This is a genomic window from Bacillus sp. DWP3-1, assembly GCF_049896565.1.
Taxonomy (GTDB): Bacteria; Bacillota; Bacilli; order Bacillales; family Bacillaceae; genus Bacillus.
In genome coordinates this window covers 628,169-653,045 of the sequence record NZ_JAFCUN010000001.1, presented here as the reverse complement: position 1 = coordinate 653,045, position 24,877 = coordinate 628,169, and the positions used below count along the sequence as shown (strand labels likewise).

Genomic DNA, 24,877 nt, shown 5'->3' with positions numbered 1-24,877 from the left:
AAACGGGGGTTATATGATGACTGAACAACTGCATTATAAACCGGGGCTTGAAGACATTGTGGCAAGCGAAACGTCTATCTCATACTTAGATGTGCAGCAAGAAGAAATTGTAATTCGCGGGTATGACCTCATCGAGTTGGCACAAAAAAAGACCTATTTAGAAACAGCCTATCTGCTTATTTATGGAAGATTACCAGATACCATGGAATATCACCAATTTCAGCAAGACATTTCCTCACAAACTAACTTACATCCAACCATTCAAACCATTTTAACAAAGCTGCCAAAAACCACTCATCCTATGGATGCCATGAGAACGTGCATATCTGCTCTTAGTGGGTACGATGATGCATTACATGATCGATCAGAAGCGTGCCAGCAAAGGCGTGCTGTTCGATTACTCGGCCAGCTGCCGGCCATTGTTGCTGGAAGCTATCATATTCTCACAAAAGACGCCGCTATTTCTCCAGATCAGACCAAATCCTACACTGAAACCTTTTTAGCCATGCTCACAGGACGTACTCCAACACAAGACGAAATCACCGCTTTTGACCAAACACTCACATTATATAGTGAACATGAACTGCCTAATTCAACGTTTGCCGCTAGAGTCATCGCATCCACACATTCTGACATGTATGGTGCTTTTACTGGAGCGATTTCTTCATTAAAAGGTGACTTGCACGGGGGAGCGAATGAAGCTGTCATGCACATGCTTCTCGAAGGAAAAACAACGGAAGGATTCCTTGCGCTGATTGAACGAAAATTAGCCGCAAAAGAAAAAATGATGGGCTTTGGCCATAGGGTATACATGAGAAAAATGGACCCAAGAGCCGCTCTTTTAAAACGATCATTGAAAACGCTTACGGAATCAAAGGGAGATACAACGCTTTATGACATGTGTGTAGCAGGAGAGGCATACATGAAAGAGAAGAAAAACCTCTATCCGAACCTTGATTATTACGCTGCACCTATTTATTACGTGCTCGGGATTCCAATTTCACTTTATACACCGATTTTCTTTGCTGCAAGAGCTAGTGGATTAGCTGCCCATGTCATTGAACAGCATTTGCATAATCGCATTTTTAGACCGAGAGTCCGGTATTTAGGGCCAAGAGGATTAAAAGTCTCAGATGATGATAGAAAAACGGGGGAATGAACATGAATAAAACAGCAGTCGCCAATCAAACGGATCAGCTATTGGAAGAAATCGCAGCCTATGCAGTAGACGGGGAGATTACGAGCAAAGAAGCCATTGAAACAGCGCGGTATGTACTGATAGACACACTCGGCTGCGGAATGCTGGCGCTCAATTTTCCGGAATGTACGAAGCATCTTGGCCCCATCGTACCTGGTACCGTTGTGCCTAACGGAGCAAGAGTTCCAGGCACTTCGTTTGTGCTAGATCCTGTTCAAGCGGCTTTTGATATAGGCTGTATGATTCGCTGGTTAGATTATAATGACACGTGGCTTGCAGAGGAGTGGGGACATCCGTCAGATAACTTAGGCGGAATATTAGCTGTAAGTGATTACATCAGCAGAACGCGGCTTGCAAACGGTGAAGAGCCGCTTTCGATGAATGACGTACTGCATGCGATCGTCAAGGCACATGAAATTCAAGGTGTGCTCGCTTTAGAAAATTGTCTGAATCGAAATGGCTTGGATCATGTGTTATTTGTCAAAGTGGCAACAAGTGCTGTTGTGTGTGCATTGCTTGGCGGAACAAAGGAAGACGTGCAGCATGTTTTATCGCAAGCGTTTGTTGATAATTCTCCGCTTAGGACGTATCGCCACGCCCCAAACACAGGATCAAGGAAATCGTGGGCAGCGGGTGATGCAACAAGCCGCGGGGTAAGACTGGCAATGATGACACTAAAAGGGGAAATGGGCTATCAAACACCGCTTAGTGCTGAGAAGTGGGGCTTTGAAGATGTTCTTATGCAAGGAAAATCTCTCACACTCGCTCAGCCGCTAGGATCATACGTCATAGAAAATGTGCTTTTCAAAATTGCTTATCCTGCTGAGTTTCATGCCCAGACGGCTGCAGAGGCCGCTATGATGCTGCATGATGCTGTAAAAGATCGATTAGATGACATTGACCGGGTAGAGATTACAACACATGAATCAGCGATTCGGATTATTGATAAGAAGGGGCCACTGTATAACCCAGCAGACCGCGATCATTGCTTGCAGTATATTACCGCGATTGGATTGATCTATGGTGAGCTGACAGCTGACCATTATGAAGAAGAAACGGCGCAAAATCCGGCCATTGATCGTCTCCGGGATCAAATGGTCGTCAAAGAAGATAAACGTTATACAGCAGATTATTTAGATCCGAAAAAGAGATCAATAGCAAACTGTGTGCAGATCTTCTTTAAAGACGGGACGATGACAGATCGAATTGAAATTGAATACCCGCTTGGTCATCGCAGAAGAAGGCAGGAAGGCATTCCGCTGCTTGAAAAGAAATGGCTCTATCATTTGAAGACAAGATTTCCACAAAAACAAGTGGATCAAATTGTGTCACTCTGTCAAAATCCAAATCAATTAAAAACAACAACCGTACCATCATTTATGGACCTATTCGTCATATAAGGGGGAACTAGTGTGTGGATCGTGAATGATGAATCAAGTCAAGCAGATTTAGCCGCAGCCTTTAAAGAACAAATGCACAAATCAGCTTTATTTCAAATCCCAGGCGTTCACGATGGAATGTCTGCGCTTTATGCAAAAAAAATGGGCTTCCAAGGGCTCTATTTATCTGGCGCCGCTTTTTGTGCCAGCAAAGGACTGCCTGATCTCGGCATGATCCATTCAACGGAAATGGCTGAAAAAGCGAAGGAAATCATTCGAGCTTCTCAGCTGCCGCTTTTGGTCGATATGGATACTGGCTATGGCGGCGTATTGAATGCTGCAAGGGCGGCCAAAGAAATGGTAGAGAGCAAGGTGGCAGCTGTTCAAATTGAAGATCAGCAAATGCCGAAAAAATGCGGACATTTAAACGGAAAGTCGCTCGTTCCAGTAGAAGAGATGATCGCGAAAATCAAAGCCATCAAACAAGCGGCACCAACGCTTTTGGTGATTGCAAGAACCGATGCAAAGTCTGTAAACGGGATGGAGGATGTCATCCGCAGAGGCAATCTTTATCTCGAAGCAGGAGCTGATGCTATTTTTCCTGAGGCGCTCATTACAGCTGAAGACTTCACGCATGCGTCAAGCAGCATAAAAGGACCTCTTCTTGCAAATATGACGGAGTTTGGTAAGACACCTTATTATCATGCAGACGAATTTTCGATGTTTGGATTTCAGATGGTCATATACCCTGTGTCATCACTTAGAGTCGCTGCAAAAGCGTATGAGCGTTTATTTACAGAAATCATGGAGAAGGGGACGCAGCAAGGAATGCTGAAGGACATGCAAACGAGAAAAGAGCTGTATGAAACGATTCAATATGATGAATATGAGGAAATGGATCAGCATTTAGCGAAAACGATCCTGCCGGAAATCGGGAAAGAACAGCGATAAAATGAAAAGCACTTCCTAAACGGAAGTGCTTTTTTACGATGATGGTGTGGATGATGAAGCCAATTTCATCTTTTCTTCAACTGTTTTCGTTTTTTCTTTTACTTTTTCAGCATAAGTGAAATCACCGTAGCAATACGGATAGCGGAAGTTATCTTTGTTGCCTCCGCACGTATAGACTTCGGGGTTTTGTTTCACTTGCTTTTTGGAGTATTGCTTTGCCAATTTCTCGGAATGTTTTCCCCCGTTTTTTGCAACAAAATCAATATAGCCGATTCCCATATTATAGCTTTGAATAATGGTTTCCAAATCAACGCCTTTTTTCTTCCCATGCTTGTACATAGTAGAAAAATGATGGACTCCTTGTCTAATGCTTTTCTGAGGGTCATTGATTTCATTTCGTTTCAAACCAAGAGATTCAGAGGACTGCATTGGATCTCCGCCTCTGCCTTTTGATTCTTGATACATCATACCGAGGATTAACGCGGTATATTGATCTAAATCTTGATCTCTTAGCTCTGTTTCTACAAGCGGCTTGTAATCATCCAATCTCGACAAAACAATTGATTCCGTATCAATCGGCAGCTTTTTTAATTCCTTTTGATTAAAGGACATGACAATGGCTGCTAATACGAAAACAAACAGAAAAATCGTGAAGCAGCCTGAAATGGCAAAACATCCTGTTTTTTTCTTTTTCAAGGTCAGTTCACCCCTGTTTTGCCCCGCTTTTAAAAGGGAAGTACAGCCTTTTTATTATGCCATATCCTGCACAGGATACCAAGTGAAAACCTTATAATCAATCATACCCAAATGTAAATTCGGGTCTTGTTTTCAATCTGTAGCAGAAATAAACAAAACCGATAATCAGCCAAAGCATACCAATGATTAATGCATTTGTACTGATGCTCGTTAACAGCCAAATACAAAAGGCCGTCCCGCACAGAGGGATCAATGCGTATCTCAATGTATTGAGTACACCTCTTTGTTTTTGTCTGACGAAATAGTACGCAAAAACAGACAAGTTCACAAAAGTGAATCCAATCAACGCGCCGAAGCTGATAAAGGAATAAATGACTTCAAGTTCGCCAACGACTGCGGTTAAGGAGAAAGCACCAATTAATAAAATATTAAAAACAGGGGTTTTTAATCTCGGATGAATATATCCGAAGAAACGCTTCGGTAACGACTCATCTCTACCCATTGCATATAACAGCCTTGCTGCACTTGCATGTGACGATAAGGAAGAAGAGATGACAGCGACCATTGTGCCAGCTAAAAAGAACGAGTGGAGAAATGCGCCCCCCACAAATTCCGAAATTTCAAGTGAGGCAGCATCGGGATGCTTGAACTGTTGAAAATTTGGAAATACCTGCTGCAAAAAATAAGACGTCAAGGTAAACAGTACGCCTCCAATGGCGACGGTTAAGAAGATGGCAAGTGGGATCGTCTTTTTTGGCTTAATGGTTTCCTCAGACATGGTCGAAATTGCATCAAATCCTAGAAACGAAAAACATAAAATGGTCGCTCCTGAAAAAATAAGCGCTGGTTCTAAGCTCGCTGAATAAAAAGGCCGGGCGGACAATAATTCTCCACTTCCAGCGTTTTGTGTGAGCCCATAAATAACAAACCCAACAAAAGTGACGGCGACAATGACCTGGAAGGTCACAAATAGTGCCGTGATGTTGGCTGTAAGCCGAATACCGATTACATTGACAGTCGTTATGGCGATAGCAAGTATGATGATCCAAATGTAATGAGGTACATCAGGAAAGGCTGCGGTTAAATAAGCACTTCCGATCGCAAAATTCACCATAGGCAAAAATAAATAATCCAGTAAAAGTGTCCAGCCCACAAGGAAGCCGACATGAGGATGAATACTTTTTTGCGCATATGTATAAGCAGATCCTGCTTTTGGAAAAGCCTTCACCATATTCCCATAGCTAAGCGCTGTCAATAGTAATGCAAGTAACGTAAATATATAAGCTGCAGCGACGTGTCCTTTCGTCAGCTGAGCAACAATGCCGTATGAATCAAATACGACAAGTGGATCCATATAAGCAAGCCCGATCACAACAAGTGGAAAGACAGTCAGGCTGCGTTTTAGTCTTGGCTCTTCAGTCAATTTGCCTATCAGCTCCTCTAAAAAAATGAATAAATAATGCTCATTTTAAAAAGAATGCTACCAAGTGTCAATGCTATTTGAGTAAATCTTTTTTCTAAAGTGTGCCCGCTTTGCATGCCGGACGTTTTGGTATATGATGATACAGAGAATAAGTCGTGATTTGACGGACAAGAAAGGTGAAGCAAAATGAAGGAAGAACTGAATACAAATCAAGAACAGGAACGGATGGAGCTGGATGAAGAAAGTCTATTTCTTGTCTCCCAAACCTTTAAAGCTTTATCTGATCCGACTCGTATTCGAATTCTGCACCTGCTGTCTCAAGGTGAACACTCGGTAAATGATATAGCAGAAACACTGAATCTCATGCAATCAACCGTTTCTCATCAGCTGCGCTTTTTAAAAAACCTTCGTCTCGTGAAATCTAGACGAGCAGGGACCTCGATTTTTTACAGCCCTGAAGATCAGCATGTGATGGAAGTGCTTGAACAGATGATTCACCATGCACAGCACGATTGATAAAAAACCTTCCTACGCCTATAGGAAGGTTTTTATGCATGATGCACATGTGACGATCGTTTACTTGCTTTCATCATGTGATAAGAAAAAACAACATAGTAAGCAGCTAAAAGAAAAAAGCTGAGCATGGTCATCGCATCATCGCTCACGATATGCTGATATAGTTCAACGACACTGATCTTGGTCATCGAATGGTTTGTCAGCTCAACCAGCTTAAAACTAAGCCTGGATAAAAACAAACATAAAATGAAGCTTTCAATCCATTTACTCGTTTTCATATACAGCCGGCCATTTTCTTCTTTCATTCGAATCGTCTGATAGGCATGAATAGCCAGGCTGCTTCCAAAAAGCATGCCAATAGCGGCATAGATGAAGATACTGTGATTTTGCCATCCTTCTGATAGGAGAATAAGGGCAGAGAGACCAAAGATATACATTCTCATCAAAAGACTGATGGGGCGTGCAAGCTGATAGCGTCTCATTCGATTCATTCGAATCATGATGCAGATCAACATAATGCTCCCAATCATGAACAACTGCCACACGTTATGTGTCATGATGCAACCTCCTCCTGCACGTGCAGGGATGTAAACGAATGCTGGCTGTTACTTATCTTTACCATTCTTTCTTTTTTTATCAAAACAAAACCTACATTTATGAAAAAGAGGAAAAGTCATGAAAATCGACCGCATTTTATCTATTGTGATGCTGCTCATTAGCAAGAAGCAAGTACAGGCGAAAGATCTTGCTGAACTCCACGAAGTGAGCGTGAGGACCATTTATCGTGATATTGATACCATCAATCAAGCGGGAATCCCTATTGTGACAACCCAAGGAGCAGGTGGAGGCATTTCACTTGTTGAGGACTATCGTTTAGAGAAAAAATTATTTACCGATGATGACATCGAGGTCATTTTAACAGCCCTCGAAAGCATGACGAGTGCGTACTCCTTTAAAGAAAGTGAGCATGTACTGAAAAAAATCAAATCGCTCATTCCCACGCATACGGGTGAGAGCGAAAAACAGCATCATGTCTTCATTGATTTAAGCTCCTGGGGAAAAGACAGCCAGGCTGAGCAGAAGCTCCAGCTCATCCATACAGCTGCCTCAGCGCACCAATATATTCAGTTCACCTATCGCAATGCGAAAGGCGAAACACTTCCACGCAAAGTGGAGCCTTATACGCTTGTTTTAAAAGGAAGGCATTGGTATTTGTATGCGTTTTGTTGTGTGAAAAAAGCTTTTCGTCTGTTCAAGCTGACCAGAATGACGGGTCTTGTCACCATTTCAGGATATTTCCAACCGAAAAGAATCAAAAACGAAGAGAAGCCTTGGAATGACTCTTGGCAAGAACAACCATCGGTCAGCTCTGTCACGCTCAGGTTAACGGAAGCATCAGTGGGCAAAGTGAAGGAATGGGTGGATGAGAACGAATTGAACGTATGTTCAGACGGAAGCTATCTTGCCACCATCACTGTACCTCAAGATGATTGGTTAAATAGTTTCCTATTCCATTTAGGTCCAGATGTCGACATTCTTTCCCCGAAGCATGTCAAAGAAGCGTTTGATCTCCAGTTGAAACAATTTCTCAAACGAATGGAAACTTGACACAATGTTGTCAGGTTTCTTTTTATATGATAGAAAAAAAGGAGATGAGAATGTATGTACGATATCGTGACATTAGAGAAACAATGGATGAAAGGGTTGTCTGTTCGAACAACAAACGAAATGGAGCTGACAAAAGAGCGGAAGATTGCACCTCTTTGGCAGCAATTTTTTGCGCAGCAGCCTCACGGGGGACAAGCGCCCGTCATAGGGCTGTATTCAGATTATGAAAAAGATGAGCATGGCTCTTATTTATTCACAGCGGGACACTTTGTGGATCAGCACTTAGAACATGTAAAAGAGATTCCCTCGTCCACGTACGCAAGATTTCGAACGAGAAAGGGGCCGATTGAAGAAGTTGTGCTTGAAACATGGCAGCAGATTTGGAATTGGGATCAGCGTTATTTTCGCACATATACAGGGGATTTTGAATGGTACGATGAAAGGTCTATTGATCCAAAAGAAACGCAAATCGATATTTATATTGCGGTCGATGAAAAAATAGTTGCTAAAACTAATAGTATTAGTTAATATAAAACTAACAACATTAGTTTTGGGGGGACACTTGATGAGATTGACAACTTTTGACCGTCTGCACCAGCTCACATTGATGCCGCGATTATTTCCGGTAAATTGTTATGTATTTGAGGAAGAGAATGGGCTCATCTTAATTGATGCTGCTTTAAAAATGGCAGCAAAGCCGATCATCGAATTTGCCCGTCAAAAGAACAAACCCATACACAAAATTATTCTCACCCATAGTCATATGGATCATATAGGCGCATTAGATGAAGTGAAAAAAGTTTTTCCAGAGGCAGTCGTCTATTTATCAAAACGCGATGCCCGCCTATTTGAGGGTGACTTATCCTTGCTTCCTGGCGAACCCCAGCAAAAAATCAAAGGCAGTTTTTCGAGAAATATTCACACAAAACCGGATGTGCTTGTCGAAGAAGGAGATGAGATTGGGCCGCTGAAAGTCATTGCGACACCAGGGCACACACCTGGCAGCATTTCCTTATACGATGGAAGGTCAGGAGTTGTGATTGCTGGGGATGCCCTTGTAACAAAAGGCGGCTTATCAGTAACGGGTGAATTTCGCTGGACCTTTCCGTTCCCGGCCTTTGCTACATGGGATGCAGAAACCGCACTCAATAGCGCCGAAAAATTACTGGCACTTCGCTTATCCTGTCTTGCTGCAGGACATGGCGATCTCATCATAAAACCTCATGAAAAGCTGCAAGCTGCCGTTCGTAAAAGGCAGCAGCAGCTGAAGAAAGGGGAGCAGTAAACCGTGTCTCCAAGAATGGGTATCACGCAAGAAAAAATTATGGATACAGCAGCTGCATTTGTTGATGAAGAGGGGTTTTCTGCATTGACCATTGCTACATTGTCTAAAAGGCTGAACATCAGACCGCCTTCCCTTTATAATCACGTATCCGGTCTTCATGAGATTCAGGCGGCACTCGCAGTAAAAGGGCTGTCCATGCTTTGTGAAGAAGGCATACACGTAACAGAGGGGCTGGATAAAGAAGAAGCTGTTTTAGCCTTCGCCAGGCAGTATGTTGAATTTGTCCGGGAACATCCAGGTCTCTATGAAGCTGCCTTTTCACACATGGATGAGAAAAAAGTAAGAAGCGAGGCAGAGCGCCTTGCTGAATTTGTCCAATCCATCATGTCCCGCTTTGGTGTAAAAGAAGAAGAGATGACACATGTGGTAAGAGGACTAAGAAGCTTATTGCACGGCTTCGGTGATATTTCAAATAAAAAGGGATTTCAACGAAAAGAACAGCTTGAAGACAGTGTGAGCTATGCGGTCAGGCTTTATATCTCAGGTGTGTTGCAAAAAGAAGATCTGTCTCATTGACAGGTCTTTTTTTTGCAGTGAATAGATATCTTAAAAGGGCGGCCGTCTTGAAGAATTTTTTAACAGAAAACGAATAAAGATTTGACAGTTTTGTGAAACATGGTATGCTTATTATGTGAAATAATTCACATAGAGGAGTAGAGGCAGATGAAAAGAAAGCCTGTTTATGTGGAAACAACCATTCATGCACCTATAGAGAAAGTCTGGGAATATACGCAAAATCCAAAGCTTCATGAACAGTGGGATTTGCGTTTTTCAACCATTTCATTAAATGAACCCCAAAATGAACAGCCCCAATCCTTTTTGTATGAAAAGCATCTTGGGTTTGGTTTAAGTGTCACAGGGACAGGAGCGTATCGAACAAGAATGATGGATGAACGGAATGAGCGGGCATCCTCACTCAATTTCAAATCGTCGCACCCATTGTCTTTTATCAAAGAAGGCAGCGGCTACTGGAAGTATATGAAAACAAGCGATCACATTGTATTTCAAACTCAATTTGATTACGAAACGAAAGAAGGAAAAGGTTGGACATGGGCAGACCGGATTCTTTTTCGCCCGATGATAGGATTTATGACGGCCTTTAGTTTTGGCGCTTTAAAGACGTGGCTTGAAAAGGGAACGCATCCTCGGTTATTACTAGAGAGAACACTTGCTCATTACGGGATTTGTTTGCTGTTTGCCATCGTCTGGCTATGCCAAGCGGTCATCCCTTTTTCACATTCTGCTTTTGATCATAGCATGGGATTTCGATTGTTTTATGCGCTTTTAGGTGTATCATGGCTGATTCCTAAGCTGTCAAAAAAATATCTTTTCATTCTACAAAGCATTTTTTTTCTGATCATGCTTTGTATAGGGATCCTATCCCCGCAAACGACGCTTCATGAGCCGCTTGTGATGAGTGCATTTTTCATCTTGTCGATTGCAGGTATGATCAATTTAAGAGATTGTATAGATGTATTTTCCATCAAACGAAAAAGGGGAGGTAGACATGGTCGTTCATCGTCATCAAGTAAAGGATTACGATAAGCTGCATCCAAAACTAAAAGAGAGATACAACCGCGCGTTTTCTGCTGAAGGCACCATGGAGGAGATAGGCGGCGGGTCAAGACTCATTCGATTGATCTTCAGAATTGGTCCATTGTTTCGCTGTTTTTTCCCTGAGAGAGGAAAAGATATTCCTTTCCAAATTGTCAATGAGCCCTTTGTGACAAATAAGGGGGAGGAAGGGATGCACTGGTATCGAACGTTTTATTTCCCAAAGCAGGAGCGGCACTTTGATGCAGATATGATCATTGAACAGAAGAGTCATACAGTACTAGACTACTTTGGAAAGCCTAGACTTCTTGTGTCAGAGCTTCATTTTAAAGTAACAAAGCATGGTTTCCTGCGTATTCAATCCGGCCGGCAGAAGTTTTTGATGTTCGGCAGGGAATGGCCGCTGCCTTCATGGCTTTATGGTGTGTCAGATGTAACGGAAGGCTACGATGAGCATGCAGGTGAATATACCATTGATGTCCACGTGAAAAATCGCCTGTTTGGTACTCTTTTTACATATAAAGGCCGTTTTACAGAAAGGGTGTCTCCTGATGAATAAGTGGCATTTGACATCCAGTCTGATCTTTATGTCTTTTTTTATCGCCACCCGTTTGATGACAGGTCCGATAGCAGAATTTTTTGTTCTCATGGCGATTCTATTTTTTCTTCCCGCTGCCTTACACTTTTTTAAGAAAGAAGGGAAGAAACAAAAGCCAGGGATGCTGATCGGCTTTTTAATGAAAGCCTTTCCACTAGCGGCTCTTTGTGCAACCGCTGCTTTTATCTATCATTCCGCCTAGTTTGCATCGGGCTGGCTTTTATATACATTCCTGTTGGCGTTATTTGGCTTTGCTCGTTTGCTGAAAAGAGGAATCTTTCCGCTTCATGAGCTGATGATCGATGGCGCATGGATGTATATCGCTTTAGGCGGGCTTTGGTTTTGGCTGTACACAGCAGATATACAGGTGATGACATTTTCGCCGATCATTGTTCTTTTGACCGCTATTCATTTTCATTACTCGGCTTTTTTTATCCCGCTTTTTTATGGATTATTAGGGAGACAGCGAACAAAGGAGACAGCTTTATACAAAGCGGCGGGCTGGGTGATTTTGCTGTCGCCTGTGATGATTGCTGTTGGGATTAGCTTCTCCCGTCTATTTGATACGTTCAGCGTCATTCTTTATGTGGTTGCCCTCTACATATATGGAATCCTTTGTGTGAAAACAAGATTTCGGTTAACTTTCGCAAAAGGTCTTGTTGTGTTTTCTAGCTTTGTTTTAATGGGGACGATCGTGTTATCTCTTCTTTATTCAGCGGGTATGCTTATGCGCGTGACCTACATCAGCATTGATCAGATGATTTGGTTTCATGGCAGTATCAATGCTTTTTTTGTGATTTTGCCAGGTTTAATTGGCTGGGTGATCGAAGGACCGAAGGATCAATTGAAGCAGAAGGATTTTCCGATTTCGAAAGTGCATGGTCGCTTTCATTTGATCTCTTTTCAAGAGGAAAGAGTGCACGATCGAGAGAAGCTCGGTTTAGTCGATTCACTTGATGAATTAAATGGAACGACATTTTCAGCTGATCGGGTTTCACCTGTGATTCGCAGATTTTATGAGAACCCTATGGCTTTTACGTTAAAAGCAGCCGTTAGCTTTCATTGGTGGGTGAGGCCTTTTGTTTTTTTACTTCAGCCAGTGTTTAAGAAAATAGGTCAGCTTTATTTGGGGTCATCTCGTATTCCTTATGAAATGCCGGGAAGCCTTTGTAGATTTCAACACCCTAAGGAAGAAAGAGAGAATGTGCGTGCGTGGATTCGTCATAACGCAAAAGGGGAGCAAGTCTTTTTTGCACTTTATGCTCTTCATCACGATGCAGCTGCGGGTTATATGAATATTGCGCTGCCGCTTCCGTATTCTCAGCTGACTGCCATTTTAAAGCCTTTTAATGAAAAGGAAGACTTTCTATTAAAAAGCACACGTCCAAAAGGCAGTACCGGTGACGAAGGATTGTATTTACATACGCCTTTTATCACCATGAAACTGCCAATGGAAGAAAGCTTTCATATGAAGCCGGAGACAGATCAAAGTCTCACAGCGGTACACCAAATGAAGCTGTTCGGTATTCCTTTTTTAACGATTCATTATCATATTGACAGCGAAAGTCATCATGTTAGTCAATGATGTCACATGGTTCACCGTGCCGAATGATGTTCACAATCGCTTGCCCATCACTCGGATGATGATCTGCATACTGGACTGGCAGCAGTGCAAAAAATACATAGTAGACTGAGAAGTAAGCAAATTGATAGAAAAATTGGTGCTCTGGCAGGAAATCATTGGCGATCATTGTATTCAGTATGAGAACACTGAGCAGGTTGCATAATGAACCGCCTAAGTAGACAAGAATGTGCGAAAATCGGTTATTTTTCCTCATTTCTTCATAGTGGCAAAATGCATCTAGAAAATAGATTCGTCTAATTTCAACGACGCCTACTTTCAACACTTTTTTGCCTCTGCCAAGAGCAAAGGAAACCTTTGCCCCAAACATCCACGCGACCACAATATGGCCAAGCTGATGCAGGATGGCAACGATAGGAAGAATGACGAAAAACGACCAGCAAAACGTCCACATATCCGATAATGTAAACAAGTGTGAACCCTCCCCAATATATTCGGGAGGAAGCAGTAGGATTATTTGCCATTTTACTGAATTCATTTTCAGGATGCAAACATTTAATACACGACTATAAATTTATTATGTAAACTAAAAGGGTGATTTTAGCGCTGAATAGGCTTTTTGAACCTCCTTTTTGACGAAATGAATGTGCTACAATGGATAATCAATAGATTACGTTACCTTTCGTGAAGGGGAGAGAGTCATATGGCAGATATTGAACAGTTTTTGGCGTTAGATATTCGTGTTGGGACGATCATAGAAGCAGAATTTTTTGCAGAGGCAAGAGTGCCTGCGTTGAAACTCAAGATTGATTTTGGTGAAGAAATTGGTGTAAAACAATCTAGTGCTCAGCTGACAAAGCGTTATACAGCGGAGAATCTTACCGGCAAACAAATTGTAGCAGTCGTTAATTTCCCGCCAAGAAGAATTGCAGGGTTCAAATCAGAAGTGCTTGTCTTAGGAGGCATGCCATCAAAAGAAGACGTGGTTTTGCTAGCCACAGATGAACCGGTTGAGAATGGAACAAAAATAGGGTAAGAAAAAAGACATCTTCCTCAGAAGATGTCTTTTGCGTATTGAGGCGGAATAACCACACGCCACATTCGTGTGTGTCTCAAAGAGACATGTTACCCGACTTACACAATTCAGCTCATCGCTTGATTAATATAGCATGGGATGAGCTTGAATGCAACCATTAAATGAATTCTTTCAGATTTTCATGTCATTTTACAAGATGAATGACAAGAAATCGATTATTTGGATTATTTTTTCAAAAAATATTGAAAAGTCAGATCAGATTTTATAAAATGAATTCATCTTAGTTTGTTTGGTCAATAAACTAAGATGAATTTCAAGCATTGATTCCTATATTGAAGGAGATGATTCCGTCATTCAACTGATTTGCTGCTTAAATGGGCTAAGCTGAAAGGATGAGATGTTCAGCTACATTTTTACAACAAATTGAAAGCGCTTTATATTTCCCGCATTGATTGCTGCTGCCCTCCATCATCTGTTCGTTAGAAGAGGCTAAGTGAAGAAGGGAGAAAGCTCATGGTTAGTGAGAATTTAAAGAAGATTCGTATGTCTGAAAAAGTGGGATATGCTTCAGGGGATTTCGCATGTAATTTGATTTATGCAACTGTCTCTACGTATCTATTATTTTTTTATACAGATGTGTACGGTTTATCAGCGGCAGCAGCAGGGACGATGTTTTTGGTTGTTCGCGCCATCGATGCGCTTGCAGATCCATTTATTGGTGCATTGGTGGACCGGACGAACAGCCGTTTTGGCAGGTTCAGACCTTACTTGTTATTCGGTGCGTTTCCTTTCGTCGTACTTGCCATCCTTTGCTTTACAACACCTGATTTTTCCGAAATGGGTAAACTCATTTATGCCTACATCACGTATGTTGGTTTATCGCTTACATACACATTCATCAACGTTCCTTATGGTGCTTTAACTTCCGCAATGACAAGAAATAACCAAGAGGTTGTCAGTATTACGTCCGTTCGTATGGTTTTTGCCAATCTAGGCGGTCTAGTTGTGGCTTTTTTTGTTCCTTTTCTTGCGACCTTTTTAAGTGATACGACAGGAAATACAGCACTCGGCTGGCAGATGACGATGGCTTTTCTCGGCGTTCTTGGCGGTGCATTACTGATTTTCTGTTTTAAAAGCACGAATGAACGTGTCACGCTTCAAAAGCCAGAGGAAAAGATTAAATTCAGTGATATCTTTGTCCAGTTGCGAGTGAATCGTCCGCTTGTTGTATTAAGCATTTTCTTTATTATTATTTTTGGTGTGAACTCGATCAGCAACTCTGTTGGGATCTATTATGTGACGTATAACCTTGGCAGAGAAGATTTAGTGAAATGGTACGGACTCATTGGCAGTCTGCCAGCTTTAATGGTGCTGCCGTTTATTCCTAAGCTGCACAAGCTGTTAGGAAAGAAAAAGCTGCTGAATTATTCTTTATTGCTGAATATCGTAGGTCTTCTTGCATTACTTGTGATACCGTCGAGTCAAATCACTTTAATACTTGTTTTTAGGCTCGTCGCTGCTGCGGGGAGTATTACAGCCGGTGCTTACATGTGGGCACTTATTCCAGAGACTGTTGAATATGGCGAATATAAAACAGGGAAAAGGATGGGCGGGCTCATCTACGCAGTCATTGGGTTCTTCTTTAAATTTGGGATGGCATTAGGCGGGATTGTTCCGGGGCTTGTACTCGATCGATTTGGCTATGTCGCGAACCAAATACAGACACCTGAAGCATTACTTGGCATTTTAATCACGGTAACGGTGATTCCTGTATGCTTACTGATTTTAGCGATGATTGATATTAATTTTTACAACCTAGATGAAGAAAAACACAAAAAAGTTGTAAGGGAGCTTGAGAATAGGGATCAAGTATATATCGATCATATGGATGATTTTAAAATGTAGGTCGTGAAGAGGAGGAAGTTGAATGAAAATTACCAATCCAGTGCTCAAAGGGTTTAACCCGGACCCAAGTATTTGCCGTGTAGGAGAAGATTATTACATGGCGGTCTCTACATTTGAATGGTTTCCAGGGGTGCAAATTTATCATTCGAGGGATTTAGTCCATTGGCGGCTTGCTGCGCGTCCTTTGCAAAAAACGTCGCAGCTGGATATGAAGGGGAATCCTGATTCTGGCGGAGTATGGGCACCGTGCCTAAGCTATGCAGATGGTCAGTTTTGGCTCATTTATTCAGATATCAAAGTAGTGGATGGTCCATTTAAAGATGGTCATAATTATTTGGTCACGGCAAGTGAAGTGGATGGTGATTGGAGTGAGCCGGTCCGTCTCAATAGCTCTGGCTTTGATCCCTCTTTATTTCATGATCAAAGCGGCAAGAAATACGTCTTAAATATGCTGTGGGATCATAGGGAAAAGCACCATTCATTTGCGGGTATTGCCCTGCAGGAATATAGCGTGACGGAAAAGAAACTCATTGGTCAGCGGAAGGTCATTTTTAAAGGCACGCCGATAAAATTGACAGAAGCGCCGCATCTTTATCACATTGGTGATTACTATTATTTATTAACAGCAGAAGGAGGTACCCGGTACGAGCATGCGGCAACAATTGCCCGTTCCTCGCAGATTGAAGGGCCTTATGAGGTTCATCCTGATAACCCCATTTTAAGTGCTTTTCACGCACCTGAACATCCGCTTCAAAAATGCGGGCATGCTTCCATCGTTCAAACGCATACAAATGAATGGTATTTGGCTCATCTCACTGGCCGCCCCATTCAATCAAGCAAGGAATCTATTTTTCAACAGAGAGGGTGGTGTCCTTTAGGAAGAGAATCAGCGATTCAAAAGCTCGAATGGAAGGATGGCTGGCCGTATGTTGTGGGCGGAAAAGAGGGGGCGCTGGAGGTTGAAGCGCCAGCGATAAACGAAAAGGTTTTTGCTCCTACACACCATACAGTCGATGAATTTAAAGAATCAACGTTAAATAGACACTTCCAAACATTAAGAATCCCTTTTACTGATCAGATCGGTTCATTAACGGAAAAACCTCAGCATTTAAGGTTATACGGTCAGGAATCTCTAACATCTAAGTTTACCCAAGCTTTCGTTGCAAGGCGCTGGCAAAGCTTTTATTTTGAAGCAGAGACAGCTGTGTCGTTCTTTCCAGAGAATTTTCAGCAAGCCGCTGGTCTTGTGAATTATTATAATACGGAAAATTGGACAGCGCTTCAGGTGACATATGACGAGGAACTTGGCCGCATTCTTGAACTATCTGTCTGTCAAAACCTTTCCTTTTCTCAGCCGTTGACACAAAAAATCGTCATTCCAGAGGAGGTCACGTATGTGTATTTAAAAGTGACCGTTCAGAAAGAGACATATACCTATTCTTATTCTTTTGATCAAAGAGAATGGAAGGAAATTGATGTGTCATTTGAATCAAGCCATTTATCCGATGACTTCATTCGAGGAGGGGGATTTTTTACAGGGGCATTTGTCGGCATGCAGTGCCAGGATACAAGCGGCGAGCGTCTTCCTGCTGATTTCAACTATTTCCGTTATGAGGAAACAGATAAATAAAAAAGACAACACGCTGAGAGCTGTCTTTTTTATCTATGAACCTGTCATGGTGAGAGGGTGGCATCTTGCAGGAAAGCTTCAATGACTAGAGATGTCATCCCTAATACCGGTGCGTTGTGTCCTAATGACGAAGGAAGCAGCTCCACATGTGAACTGAATTGAGTATCTATCCTTGAGGATACCTCCTCTTGAATCACACGTAAAACCGTTGGCTGCGCTTCAATCACCTTGTTTCGTAAAATAATCGCTTGCGGGTTAAAGGTATGCAGGACGTTTGTGAGACCGACTCCAAGGTAAAAACCAAAGTTGCGCAGGGCATTGAGCGTTTTCATATCATTTAACGTCGCCAGCTGTTCCAAGTCTTGATGGGAGATGGGCTGATCATTTGTTTGAAGAGACTGAAACAAGGCTTTCTCAGATGCATACAGCTCCCAGCATCCACGGTTTCCGCAGCTGCATGTTGGTCCATTAAAGTCGATGGTCATATGTCCCATTTCACCAGAAAAGCCGTATGCGCCTCTGTATAAATGATGATTGATAATGATCCCGATCCCAATGCCAGTGCCGATGCTGGCATAGATCAAATGATCATAGTGTTTAGCAGCGCCAAAGATTTTTTCACCATATGCACCCGCGTTTGCTTCATTTTCAATGAAGACGGGTACTTGGAAAGCGTCTTGGAGCGTTGTTTTCAGGTCAACATTTTTCCATTTGGAATGAGGCGTAAACACGATTTGCTCATCGGCATCCACTAACCCAGGTATACATAGGCCAATACCTATGAGCCCGTATGGGGAAGAGGGGATTTGTGCCATCAACTGCTGTATTAATTCAATTAAAATGCGTATGGTCACATCAGGAGAGCTTGATGGGAGCTTGATCTGCTCTTCATGAAGAATGGACCCTTCGAGGTCGGTTAAAATGCCGTTGACATAATCAACGCCGACATCAATCCCGATGGAGCAGCCAGCACGTTTATTAAACATCAGTAAAACCGGTCTTCTCCCGCCGCTAGACTCACCTTGACCGATCTCATAGACGAGATGCTCTTTCATTAATGTACTTACTTGAGAGGAAACAGTCGATTTATTTAACCCAGTGCGTTCAGATAATTTTGCTCTGGAAATTGGCGCATGCTGGAGAATTTCTTTTAATAATAGCTTTTGATTTATTTTTTTCACAAAGTTCTGATCAGCGATATCCATGTTATCCACTCCATTTGTTTCGTCTTTAGATTAAGTTGAAAAAAAGTTACTTTTGTTCGCCTGTATTCTGTAAGAAGGATGATTTTAACTTTATTATAACGAAAATATTTCTAAAAAACTAAAAAATGTGGAAAATTCAAAGTGAATTGATCATAGATTGAACATTAGTTTGTTGGATCAACTTACTAAGTATATTCATAGGAGGAATAAAAGATGGCCAACTCAAATATGAAAACGTTACACAGTTTAGAAGGAATCGGAAAAATACAATATGAAGGAAAACAATCAAAAAATCCACTCGCTTTTAAACACTATGATCCAAACGAAATGATTGGCGGAAAAACAATGAAAGATCACCTGCGCTTCTCAGTCGCTTATTGGCATACATTGACTGCAGATGGAACAGACATGTTTGGAACTGGCACGATGCAGAGAGCCTGGGACTCCTATAGCGGGATGGATTTAGCGAAAGCTAGATTGGAAGTGGCCTTTCAACTTTTTGATCTATTGGATGTTCCGTATTTTTCCTTCCATGACCGTGACATTGCACCGGAGGGAGATACGCTTCAAGAGACCAATCAACAATTAGACATCATTTTAGATAGAATGAAAGAATACATGCGGGATAGCGGAGTAAAGCTGCTCTGGAACACGGCCAATATGTTCAAACATCCTAGATTTGTACACGGCGCAGCGACATCTTGTCATGCAGATGTCTTTGCCTATGCGGCCGCACAGGTGAAAAAAGGCATCGAAACAGCTAAAGAACTCGGCGCTGAAAACTACGTTTTCTGGGGAGGACGAGAAGGATACGATACTCTGCTGAATACAGATATGAAAAGAGAGCTTGACCACATGGCGTCGTTCTTGCATATGGCTGTTGATTATGCAAAGGAAATTGGGTACACTGGCCAATTTTTAATTGAGCCTAAGCCAAAGGAGCCAACCACTCATCAATACGATGCAGATGCAGCGACATCTATCGCCTTTTTAAAGCAATACGGATTAGATTCACATTTTAAATTGAATATCGAGGCAAATCACGCGACGCTTGCTGGTCATACGTTTGAGCATGAATTACGAGTAGCAAGAATACATGGATTGCTCGGTTCTGTGGATGCGAACCAAGGGAATACGCTGCTCGGCTGGGACACTGATGAATTTCCAACAGATTTATATGCCACAACTCTTGCCATGTATGAAATTCTGCAAAATGGCGGACTAGGAACTGGTGGTCTCAATTTTGATGCAAAAGTTAGAAGAGCTTCTTTTGAGCTTGAAGATATTTTGTATGCCCATATTGCGGGTATGGATGCATTCGCAAAAGGACTGCGGGTCGCTCATAGACTCATAGAAGATCGTGTGTTTGAAGATGTGATAAAGCACAGGTATCGCAGTTTTTCTGAAGGGATTGGCCGTGACATTTCAGAAGGAAAGGCAAACTTTCATACTTTAGAAGAGTATGCGCTCAAACACCCTTTGATCAGAAACGAATCGGGAAGAGAGGAACAGTTGAAAGCCCGGTTAAATCAATATTTGTTAGAAGATTGATTGAAGGAGCGGACCTGTTTTGAAGGAGTGAAGACATGAAGTATGTGATGGGAATTGATCTTGGAACGAGCGGAGTCAAAGCAATATTAGTAGATGAGAATGGAAAGGTGTGCTGCGAGGCCTCTAAGCCTTACCGCCTCATTCAAGATAAACCTGGATATTGTGAGCAGAACCCAGAGGATTGGGTTGAGCAAACAGTGGCTGCGATGAAAGAACTGATGGCAAGACAGCCTGTTCATTCAAAGAAAGTAGAAGGCATCAGCTTTTCTGGACAGATGCATGGTCTGGTTCTTTTAAATGAATCCCGCAAGGTACTCCGCCCTGCGATTTTATGGAATGATACACGAACGACAGCGCAATGTACACGCATCACAAAAAAGCTGGGGGAACGGCTGCAAAAGATCACGAAAAATCAGGCGCTAGAAGGATTTACACTGCCAAAATTATTATGGGTAAAGGAACATGAACCAGAAATTGATCAACAAATCGACATGTTTTTACTCCCGAAAGATTATGTCAGATTTCGTTTAACAGGGTCTGTTCATATCGATCATTCTGATGCGGCTGGCACATTGCTGTTAGGTATTGGAGAGCAAAAGTGGAGTGAAGAGATTTGTCAGGCATTTGATATTCCTCCTCATATTTGTCCGCCGCTTGTCTCATCAGAGGATGAGGTCGGTACACTATTGCCGCATATTGCACGTGAGGCGGGGATCGAAGAGGGTGCAAAAGTCTTTGCTGGCGGGGCAGACAATGCTTGCGGAGCAATTGGAGCTGGCATTTTATCCTCTGGCCGCACGTTATGCAGCATTGGCACATCTGGCGTCATTCTCTCTTACGAAGAGGATCATGAAAGAGCGCTTCAAGGAAACTTGCATTTGTTTCATCATGCAAAAAAAGACGCTTTTTACACAATGGGTGTCACCCTTTCAGCAGGATATAGCCTTAACTGGGTAAAACACTTACTGGCTCCAGAGGAATCGTTCCAATCGCTTTTAGAGGGTGCGGTTGATGTCGCGCCAGGAGCGAATGGATTGCTCTTTACGCCATATTTAGTCGGGGAGAGAACACCTCATGCGGATTCTACCGTTCGTGGAAGCTTGATTGGATTAGACAGCAGACATGAAAGGACACATATCGTAAGGGCTGTGCTAGAAGGGATTACCTTCTCGTTAAATGAATCCATCGCCTTATTCCGGCAAGCAGGGAAACACATAGATTCTATTGTCTCCATTGGGGGCGGCGCGAGAAGCCGGACATGGCTTCAAATGCAAGCAGACACTTTTCAGGCTGAGGTCATCCAGTTAGACAATGAACAAGGGCCTGCTTTAGGTGCAGCTATGCTGGCCGCCGTTGGCTGCGGATGGTATCCATCGCTTGAGGCATGTGCAGATCAGTTTATTCATCAAGCTGCTGTCTATGAGCCAGAGCAGCAGCATGCAAGTATATATGCTGATCTATTTCATCTGTATCAAAAGATCTATACACAAACAAGAGACATCCATGCCGGGTTAGAACAATACCGTTCTGTCTAGCAAGAAAGGTTACATGAAAGGAGGTGATGGGCTCGTTTCATCTTAGAGAAGGCAGAATAATATGAATGAAAAAAGGAGAGGGATGAAAAATGAATTTGAAAAGATTGAGGCTGTTGTTTGTGATGTGTATTGGATTTGTGCTGACACTGACTGCTGTACCAGCTCATGCGGAAACGATTTATGATAATAGAATAGGCACACACAGCGGATACGATTTTGAATTATGGAAGGATTACGGAAATACCTCAATGACACTCAATAATGGCGGAGCATTTAGCGCACAATGGAACAATATTGGAAATGCTTTGTTTCGAAAAGGGAAGAAGTTTGATTCCACTAAAACTCATCATCAACTTGGCAACATCTCCATCAATTACAACGCAGCCTTTAACCCAGGCGGGAATTCCTACTTATGTGTCTATGGCTGGACACAATCTCCATTAGCTGAATACTACATTGTTGAGTCATGGGGCACATATCGCCCAACAGGAACGTATAAAGGGTCATTTTATGCCGATGGAGGCACATATGACATTTATGAAACGCTACGTGTCAACCAGCCTTCTATTATTGGGGATGCTACCTTTAAGCAATATTGGAGTGTACGTCAAACAAAACGTACGAGCGGAACTGTATCCGTCAGTGAGCATTTCAGAAAATGGGAAAGCCTAGGTATGCCAATGGGGAAAATGTATGAAACAGCATTAACTGTAGAAGGCTACCGAAGCAATGGAAGTGCAAATGTGATGACCAACCAGCTGATTATTCGATAAAACCAAATGAAAAAAAGCCAGCAGTTTTTGCTGGCTTCAGCGTGTAGACAAACCCTCGCATTCGTTGTCAGGTCTGCGCGCTGGTGCTCACGAATGTTAAATTCGCTCCGCGCCAGTGCTCGCCCTTCCTAGACTTCAAAGGTTTTCTATCACGCTGAAAAGAAGACAAAGTGCTAAAATAAAAATCATTTTAGCACTTTGTCAACAATCTAAAGCCAGCAGTTTTTGCTGGCTTTTCTTCTGTCTATGATAATTTTTCAACTTCCACTCTGCCAGAAAAGAACGTCGCGCCGCCGCCCATATCTGCCAAGCGATCTGGTGTTAATCCATTGACTAGATGTTTTTTGCCTTTTTGATCTGCCCATAATCCTTGACTGACCACAACACCAGATAATACATTTTGACCGACTGATACGACAAGCTCACATTCTCCTCGGTCATTCAGCACACGCACCATGTCACCATCTTCAATCTGTCTTGCCTTTGCATCTTGTTCATTCATATGAAGCTTAGGAAACTTCTCGAGCTTTTGATGCTTTTCATGAAGTGAGAAGGTTGAGTTAAGAAAATTATGATTCGGTCCCGGTATAAAGGTAAGCGGATATTCACTTTCCTGATAAAGGGGCATATAGGTTGGTAATGCTGGATAGCCGTCTTTTTTCATTTGTTCAGAATAAAGCTCAATTTTCCCGCTTGGAGTAGAGAGCTTTAAGTCATGGAAAGGTCCTCGTTTTGCTTTGATCCATTTCTTTTCTTTTAATGCTTCGTACGAAATGTCCTCATAATGCGGATTTTCCGGATGATGAAGGGCTTGTTCCATGAGCTCCGCATCTGTCTCGCGGAAGGCTTCATCTTCAAAGCCCATCGCATGGGCTAACAGGCGGAACACTTCCGTATTGGATTTACTTTCTCCATAGCGTTCAATCACCGGCTCTTGAATTTGAATATAATGGTGCCAGTATGATGTATAGAAATCCTCATTTTCAAAAGCGGATGTTGCCGGCAGGACAATGTCTGCATACGCAGCTGTCTCTGTCAGAAATAGGTCATGAACCACTGTAAATAAGTCCTCTCTCAGCAAACCTTCTCTTACTTTATTTGCTTCAGGTGTCACAACGGCTGGGTTGCACGAGTAGACAAAGAGTGAATCAATGGAAGGCGCTGCATTCGTCAGCACACTGCCTAGCTGATTCATATTAAATGATCTAGGCGTGCGGTCCTTTAATAGATCCGGCCGCTGAAGAGCGGTTTCATTATAGCCGAGAAAAGAAGAGTTTGATTTCATCGCACCGCCGCCCTTGTAGAGCCATTGACCAGTCAGGGCAGGGAGGCAGGAAATGGTTCGAATACTCATCCCGCCATTATCATGGTGCTGCAAACCATTGCCAATGCGAATGAGAGATGGCGATGTCTCTGCGTACATTCTCGCAAGTGTAAGGATGTCCTCTTTAGAAACCCCAGTGATACCCCCAACGGTATCTGGATCATACTGCTTCACATGCTCACGCAGCTCTTTATGACCGGTTGTATATTCCTCTAAAAAGGCTTCATCTGTCAGTCCTTCTTTAAAAAGGACATGCATGATGCCAAGGGCAAGTGCGCTGTCAGTACCAGGTCGAAGCGGAATAAACCAATCTGCCATCCGTCCGGTTTGGTTCTTGTGAACATCAATCACGACAATCTTTGCTCCTTGCTTTCGCGCTTTTTGTGCGAGGGTGATTTGGTGCATATTGGTCGACACAGCATTGATGCCCCAAAAGATAAATAGTTTCGTATGAATGGTGTCTTCTGGGTCTGTCCCGATGCTTGCACCCATTGTATATTTATAGCCAGTCGTTCCTGCTGACTGACAGATGGTCCGGTCTAACTGACTTGAACCAAGACGATAGAAAAAGCGGCGGTCCATGCCTTCTGCATTCAGATTGCCCATGTTCCCATAAAAGCTGTAAGGCAGAATACTTTCTGGACCTTTTTCTTCAATCAGCTTTGTCCATTTTTGACGAATGGTTTCAATGGCTTCTTCCCACGTAATCGGTGCAAATTGACCATCGCCTTTGCGTCCAACACGTTTCAAAGGAGTGGTCAGTCGTTTTTCATCATATAAACGGGCTGTGACATTCCGCACCTTGTTGCATATGTTGCCTTGGGTAACTGGGTGGTCTGGATCTCCCTGCACTTTTACGATCTTTCCATTTTCTTTATGTATCAAAAGACCGCACTGATCCGGGCAATCTAACGAACAAACTGATTTGAATATTCCGTCTTTCATTGCTGTATAATCGGTCATGAATTTTTGGCTCCCTTTCTGCAATCCGTTATCACTTTGTATGGACTTTATTTTAGCATGTTCGGAGATGGAAGGTAAGAAAGAGATGATGAATTGAGGAAAATG

The 24,877-nt window shown here is 42.6% G+C and carries 22 protein-coding genes and 1 pseudogene; 17 read left to right on the top strand and 6 right to left on the bottom strand.

The window, feature by feature from the left end:
- The first annotated feature begins 16 nt into the window (after positions 1–16).
- Genes mmgD through prpB form a run of 3 tightly spaced genes read left to right on the top strand, consistent with a single transcriptional unit; the run spans position 17 to position 3,528 of the window.
- A complete protein-coding gene (gene mmgD, locus ACP7A0_RS03230) occupies positions 17–1,159 on the top strand; it encodes a citrate synthase (RefSeq protein ID WP_095285285.1) in 1,143 nt (380 codons plus the stop codon).
- A 2-nt stretch (positions 1,160–1,161) separates the two neighbouring features.
- Entirely contained in the window at positions 1,162–2,598 is a 1,437-nt protein-coding gene (locus tag ACP7A0_RS03225; protein ID WP_034660914.1) for a bifunctional 2-methylcitrate dehydratase/aconitate hydratase, read from the top strand.
- Positions 2,599–2,610: 12 nt separating this feature from the next.
- On the top strand, positions 2,611–3,528 hold the full coding sequence (gene prpB / locus ACP7A0_RS03220) for a methylisocitrate lyase (RefSeq protein WP_106031096.1): 918 nt from the start codon (positions 2,611–2,613) through the stop codon (positions 3,526–3,528).
- A gap of 33 nt (positions 3,529–3,561) precedes the next feature.
- On the opposite strand, the gene ACP7A0_RS03215 is transcribed toward prpB, so the two are convergent.
- Both ACP7A0_RS03215 and ACP7A0_RS03210 read right to left on the bottom strand, forming a co-directional pair.
- A complete protein-coding gene (locus ACP7A0_RS03215) occupies positions 3,562–4,224 on the bottom strand; it encodes a lysozyme family protein (protein WP_034660911.1) in 663 nt (220 codons plus the stop codon).
- Positions 4,225–4,321: 97 nt separating this feature from the next.
- On the bottom strand, positions 4,322–5,647 hold the full coding sequence (locus ACP7A0_RS03210) for an APC family permease (protein ID WP_426004254.1): 1,326 nt from the start codon (positions 5,645–5,647) through the stop codon (positions 4,322–4,324).
- Between the two features lie 186 nt (positions 5,648–5,833).
- On the opposite strand from ACP7A0_RS03210, the gene czrA reads away from it, so the two are divergent.
- Positions 5,834–6,163, top strand: coding sequence for a Zn(II)-responsive metalloregulatory transcriptional repressor CzrA (czrA, locus tag ACP7A0_RS03205; RefSeq protein ID WP_007500691.1), 330 nt, complete (start codon positions 5,834–5,836; stop codon positions 6,161–6,163).
- 32 nt (positions 6,164–6,195) lie between these two features.
- On the opposite strand, the gene ACP7A0_RS03200 is transcribed toward czrA, so the two are convergent.
- The gene (locus ACP7A0_RS03200; RefSeq protein ID WP_426004251.1) at positions 6,196–6,720 is read right to left on the bottom strand and encodes a mother cell-specific membrane sporulation protein; all 525 of its coding nucleotides are present in this window, start codon (positions 6,718–6,720) and stop codon (positions 6,196–6,198) included.
- Positions 6,721–6,838: 118 nt separating this feature from the next.
- Here ACP7A0_RS03200 and ACP7A0_RS03195 point away from each other — a divergent pair, with 118 nt between their 5' ends.
- The 7 genes and pseudogenes from ACP7A0_RS03195 to ACP7A0_RS03165 all read left to right on the top strand — a co-directional run bounded on the left by ACP7A0_RS03195 (position 6,839) and on the right by ACP7A0_RS03165 (position 12,853).
- Positions 6,839–7,771: a helix-turn-helix transcriptional regulator gene (locus ACP7A0_RS03195; protein WP_034660908.1), complete on the top strand. Its 933-nt coding sequence runs from the start codon at positions 6,839–6,841 to the stop codon at positions 7,769–7,771.
- 54 nt (positions 7,772–7,825) lie between these two features.
- Positions 7,826–8,299 carry a GyrI-like domain-containing protein gene (locus ACP7A0_RS03190; RefSeq protein WP_375565717.1) on the top strand — a complete coding sequence of 158 codons (474 nt, stop codon included), beginning with the start codon at positions 7,826–7,828 and terminating at the stop codon, positions 8,297–8,299.
- Between the two features lie 37 nt (positions 8,300–8,336).
- The gene (locus tag ACP7A0_RS03185) at positions 8,337–9,056 is read left to right on the top strand and encodes an MBL fold metallo-hydrolase (protein ID WP_034660906.1); all 720 of its coding nucleotides are present in this window, start codon (positions 8,337–8,339) and stop codon (positions 9,054–9,056) included.
- A 3-nt stretch (positions 9,057–9,059) separates the two neighbouring features.
- On the top strand, positions 9,060–9,632 hold the full coding sequence (locus ACP7A0_RS03180; protein ID WP_034660905.1) for a TetR/AcrR family transcriptional regulator: 573 nt from the start codon (positions 9,060–9,062) through the stop codon (positions 9,630–9,632).
- A gap of 147 nt (positions 9,633–9,779) precedes the next feature.
- On the top strand, positions 9,780–10,661 hold the full coding sequence (locus ACP7A0_RS03175; protein WP_106037682.1) for a hypothetical protein: 882 nt from the start codon (positions 9,780–9,782) through the stop codon (positions 10,659–10,661).
- The gene (locus tag ACP7A0_RS03170; RefSeq protein ID WP_375565715.1) at positions 10,624–11,229 is read left to right on the top strand and encodes a DUF4166 domain-containing protein; all 606 of its coding nucleotides are present in this window, start codon (positions 10,624–10,626) and stop codon (positions 11,227–11,229) included. Before ACP7A0_RS03175 ends, ACP7A0_RS03170 begins: the two co-directional genes overlap by 38 nt.
- Positions 11,222–12,853 (top strand): annotated as a pseudogene (locus ACP7A0_RS03165) (YndJ family protein). Before ACP7A0_RS03170 ends, ACP7A0_RS03165 begins: the two are co-directional and overlap by 8 nt.
- Here the strand turns inward: ACP7A0_RS03165 and ACP7A0_RS03160 are convergent.
- Complete coding sequence (locus ACP7A0_RS03160) at positions 12,843–13,322, bottom strand: site-2 protease family protein (protein WP_034660901.1); 480 nt, start codon at positions 13,320–13,322, stop codon at positions 12,843–12,845. The pseudogene ACP7A0_RS03165 and the gene ACP7A0_RS03160 overlap by 11 nt on opposite strands.
- Positions 13,323–13,553: 231 nt before the next feature.
- On the opposite strand from ACP7A0_RS03160, the gene csaA reads away from it, so the two are divergent.
- The 3 genes from csaA to ACP7A0_RS03145 all read left to right on the top strand — a co-directional run bounded on the left by csaA (position 13,554) and on the right by ACP7A0_RS03145 (position 17,421).
- On the top strand, positions 13,554–13,886 hold the full coding sequence (gene csaA / locus ACP7A0_RS03155; protein ID WP_003215734.1) for a chaperone CsaA: 333 nt from the start codon (positions 13,554–13,556) through the stop codon (positions 13,884–13,886).
- Between the two features lie 513 nt (positions 13,887–14,399).
- Positions 14,400–15,791: an MFS transporter gene (locus tag ACP7A0_RS03150; protein WP_106037685.1), complete on the top strand. Its 1,392-nt coding sequence runs from the start codon at positions 14,400–14,402 to the stop codon at positions 15,789–15,791.
- A gap of 22 nt (positions 15,792–15,813) precedes the next feature.
- Positions 15,814–17,421, top strand: coding sequence for a glycoside hydrolase family 43 protein (locus ACP7A0_RS03145; protein ID WP_426004245.1), 1,608 nt, complete (start codon positions 15,814–15,816; stop codon positions 17,419–17,421).
- A 44-nt stretch (positions 17,422–17,465) separates the two neighbouring features.
- On the opposite strand, the gene xylR is transcribed toward ACP7A0_RS03145, so the two are convergent.
- Entirely contained in the window at positions 17,466–18,626 is a 1,161-nt protein-coding gene (xylR, locus tag ACP7A0_RS03140) for a transcriptional repressor XylR (protein ID WP_340876130.1), read from the bottom strand.
- Between the two features lie 213 nt (positions 18,627–18,839).
- Here xylR and xylA point away from each other — a divergent pair, with 213 nt between their 5' ends.
- From xylA to ACP7A0_RS03125, 3 genes are all read left to right on the top strand, one after another.
- Complete coding sequence (gene xylA / locus ACP7A0_RS03135; protein ID WP_066030784.1) at positions 18,840–20,177, top strand: xylose isomerase; 1,338 nt, start codon at positions 18,840–18,842, stop codon at positions 20,175–20,177.
- A gap of 35 nt (positions 20,178–20,212) precedes the next feature.
- On the top strand, positions 20,213–21,712 hold the full coding sequence (gene xylB, locus ACP7A0_RS03130; RefSeq protein WP_426004243.1) for a xylulokinase: 1,500 nt from the start codon (positions 20,213–20,215) through the stop codon (positions 21,710–21,712).
- 89 nt (positions 21,713–21,801) lie between these two features.
- Entirely contained in the window at positions 21,802–22,485 is a 684-nt protein-coding gene (locus tag ACP7A0_RS03125) for a glycoside hydrolase family 11 protein (protein WP_034660895.1), read from the top strand.
- 244 nt (positions 22,486–22,729) lie between these two features.
- Here ACP7A0_RS03125 and ACP7A0_RS03120 read toward each other — a convergent pair whose 3' ends face one another.
- Entirely contained in the window at positions 22,730–24,772 is a 2,043-nt protein-coding gene (locus ACP7A0_RS03120) for a molybdopterin oxidoreductase family protein (protein WP_426004240.1), read from the bottom strand.
- Positions 24,773–24,877: the final 105 nt, after the last annotated feature.

What these genes read in the sequence shown, in the direction of transcription:
- mmgD (WP_095285285.1), top strand. Translation starts at nt 17, where the DNA reads ATGACTGAACAACTGCATTATAAACCGGGGCTTGAAGACATTGTGGCA.
- ACP7A0_RS03225 (WP_034660914.1), top strand. Translation starts at nt 1,162, where the DNA reads ATGAATAAAACAGCAGTCGCCAATCAAACGGATCAGCTATTGGAAGAA.
- czrA (WP_007500691.1), top strand. Translation starts at nt 5,834, where the DNA reads ATGAAGGAAGAACTGAATACAAATCAAGAACAGGAACGGATGGAGCTG.
- ACP7A0_RS03200 (WP_426004251.1), bottom strand. Translation starts at nt 6,720, where the DNA reads ATGACACATAACGTGTGGCAGTTGTTCATGATTGGGAGCATTATGTTG.
- ACP7A0_RS03195 (WP_034660908.1), top strand. Translation starts at nt 6,839, where the DNA reads ATGAAAATCGACCGCATTTTATCTATTGTGATGCTGCTCATTAGCAAG.
- ACP7A0_RS03190 (WP_375565717.1), top strand. Translation starts at nt 7,826, where the DNA reads ATGTACGATATCGTGACATTAGAGAAACAATGGATGAAAGGGTTGTCT.
- ACP7A0_RS03185 (WP_034660906.1), top strand. Translation starts at nt 8,337, where the DNA reads ATGAGATTGACAACTTTTGACCGTCTGCACCAGCTCACATTGATGCCG.
- ACP7A0_RS03175 (WP_106037682.1), top strand. Translation starts at nt 9,780, where the DNA reads ATGAAAAGAAAGCCTGTTTATGTGGAAACAACCATTCATGCACCTATA.
- ACP7A0_RS03170 (WP_375565715.1), top strand. Translation starts at nt 10,624, where the DNA reads ATGGTCGTTCATCGTCATCAAGTAAAGGATTACGATAAGCTGCATCCA.
- csaA (WP_003215734.1), top strand. Translation starts at nt 13,554, where the DNA reads ATGGCAGATATTGAACAGTTTTTGGCGTTAGATATTCGTGTTGGGACG.
- ACP7A0_RS03150 (WP_106037685.1), top strand. Translation starts at nt 14,400, where the DNA reads ATGGTTAGTGAGAATTTAAAGAAGATTCGTATGTCTGAAAAAGTGGGA.
- ACP7A0_RS03145 (WP_426004245.1), top strand. Translation starts at nt 15,814, where the DNA reads ATGAAAATTACCAATCCAGTGCTCAAAGGGTTTAACCCGGACCCAAGT.
- xylR (WP_340876130.1), bottom strand. Translation starts at nt 18,626, where the DNA reads ATGGATATCGCTGATCAGAACTTTGTGAAAAAAATAAATCAAAAGCTA.
- xylA (WP_066030784.1), top strand. Translation starts at nt 18,840, where the DNA reads ATGGCCAACTCAAATATGAAAACGTTACACAGTTTAGAAGGAATCGGA.
- xylB (WP_426004243.1), top strand. Translation starts at nt 20,213, where the DNA reads ATGAAGTATGTGATGGGAATTGATCTTGGAACGAGCGGAGTCAAAGCA.
- ACP7A0_RS03125 (WP_034660895.1), top strand. Translation starts at nt 21,802, where the DNA reads ATGAATTTGAAAAGATTGAGGCTGTTGTTTGTGATGTGTATTGGATTT.
- ACP7A0_RS03120 (WP_426004240.1), bottom strand. Translation starts at nt 24,772, where the DNA reads ATGACCGATTATACAGCAATGAAAGACGGAATATTCAAATCAGTTTGT.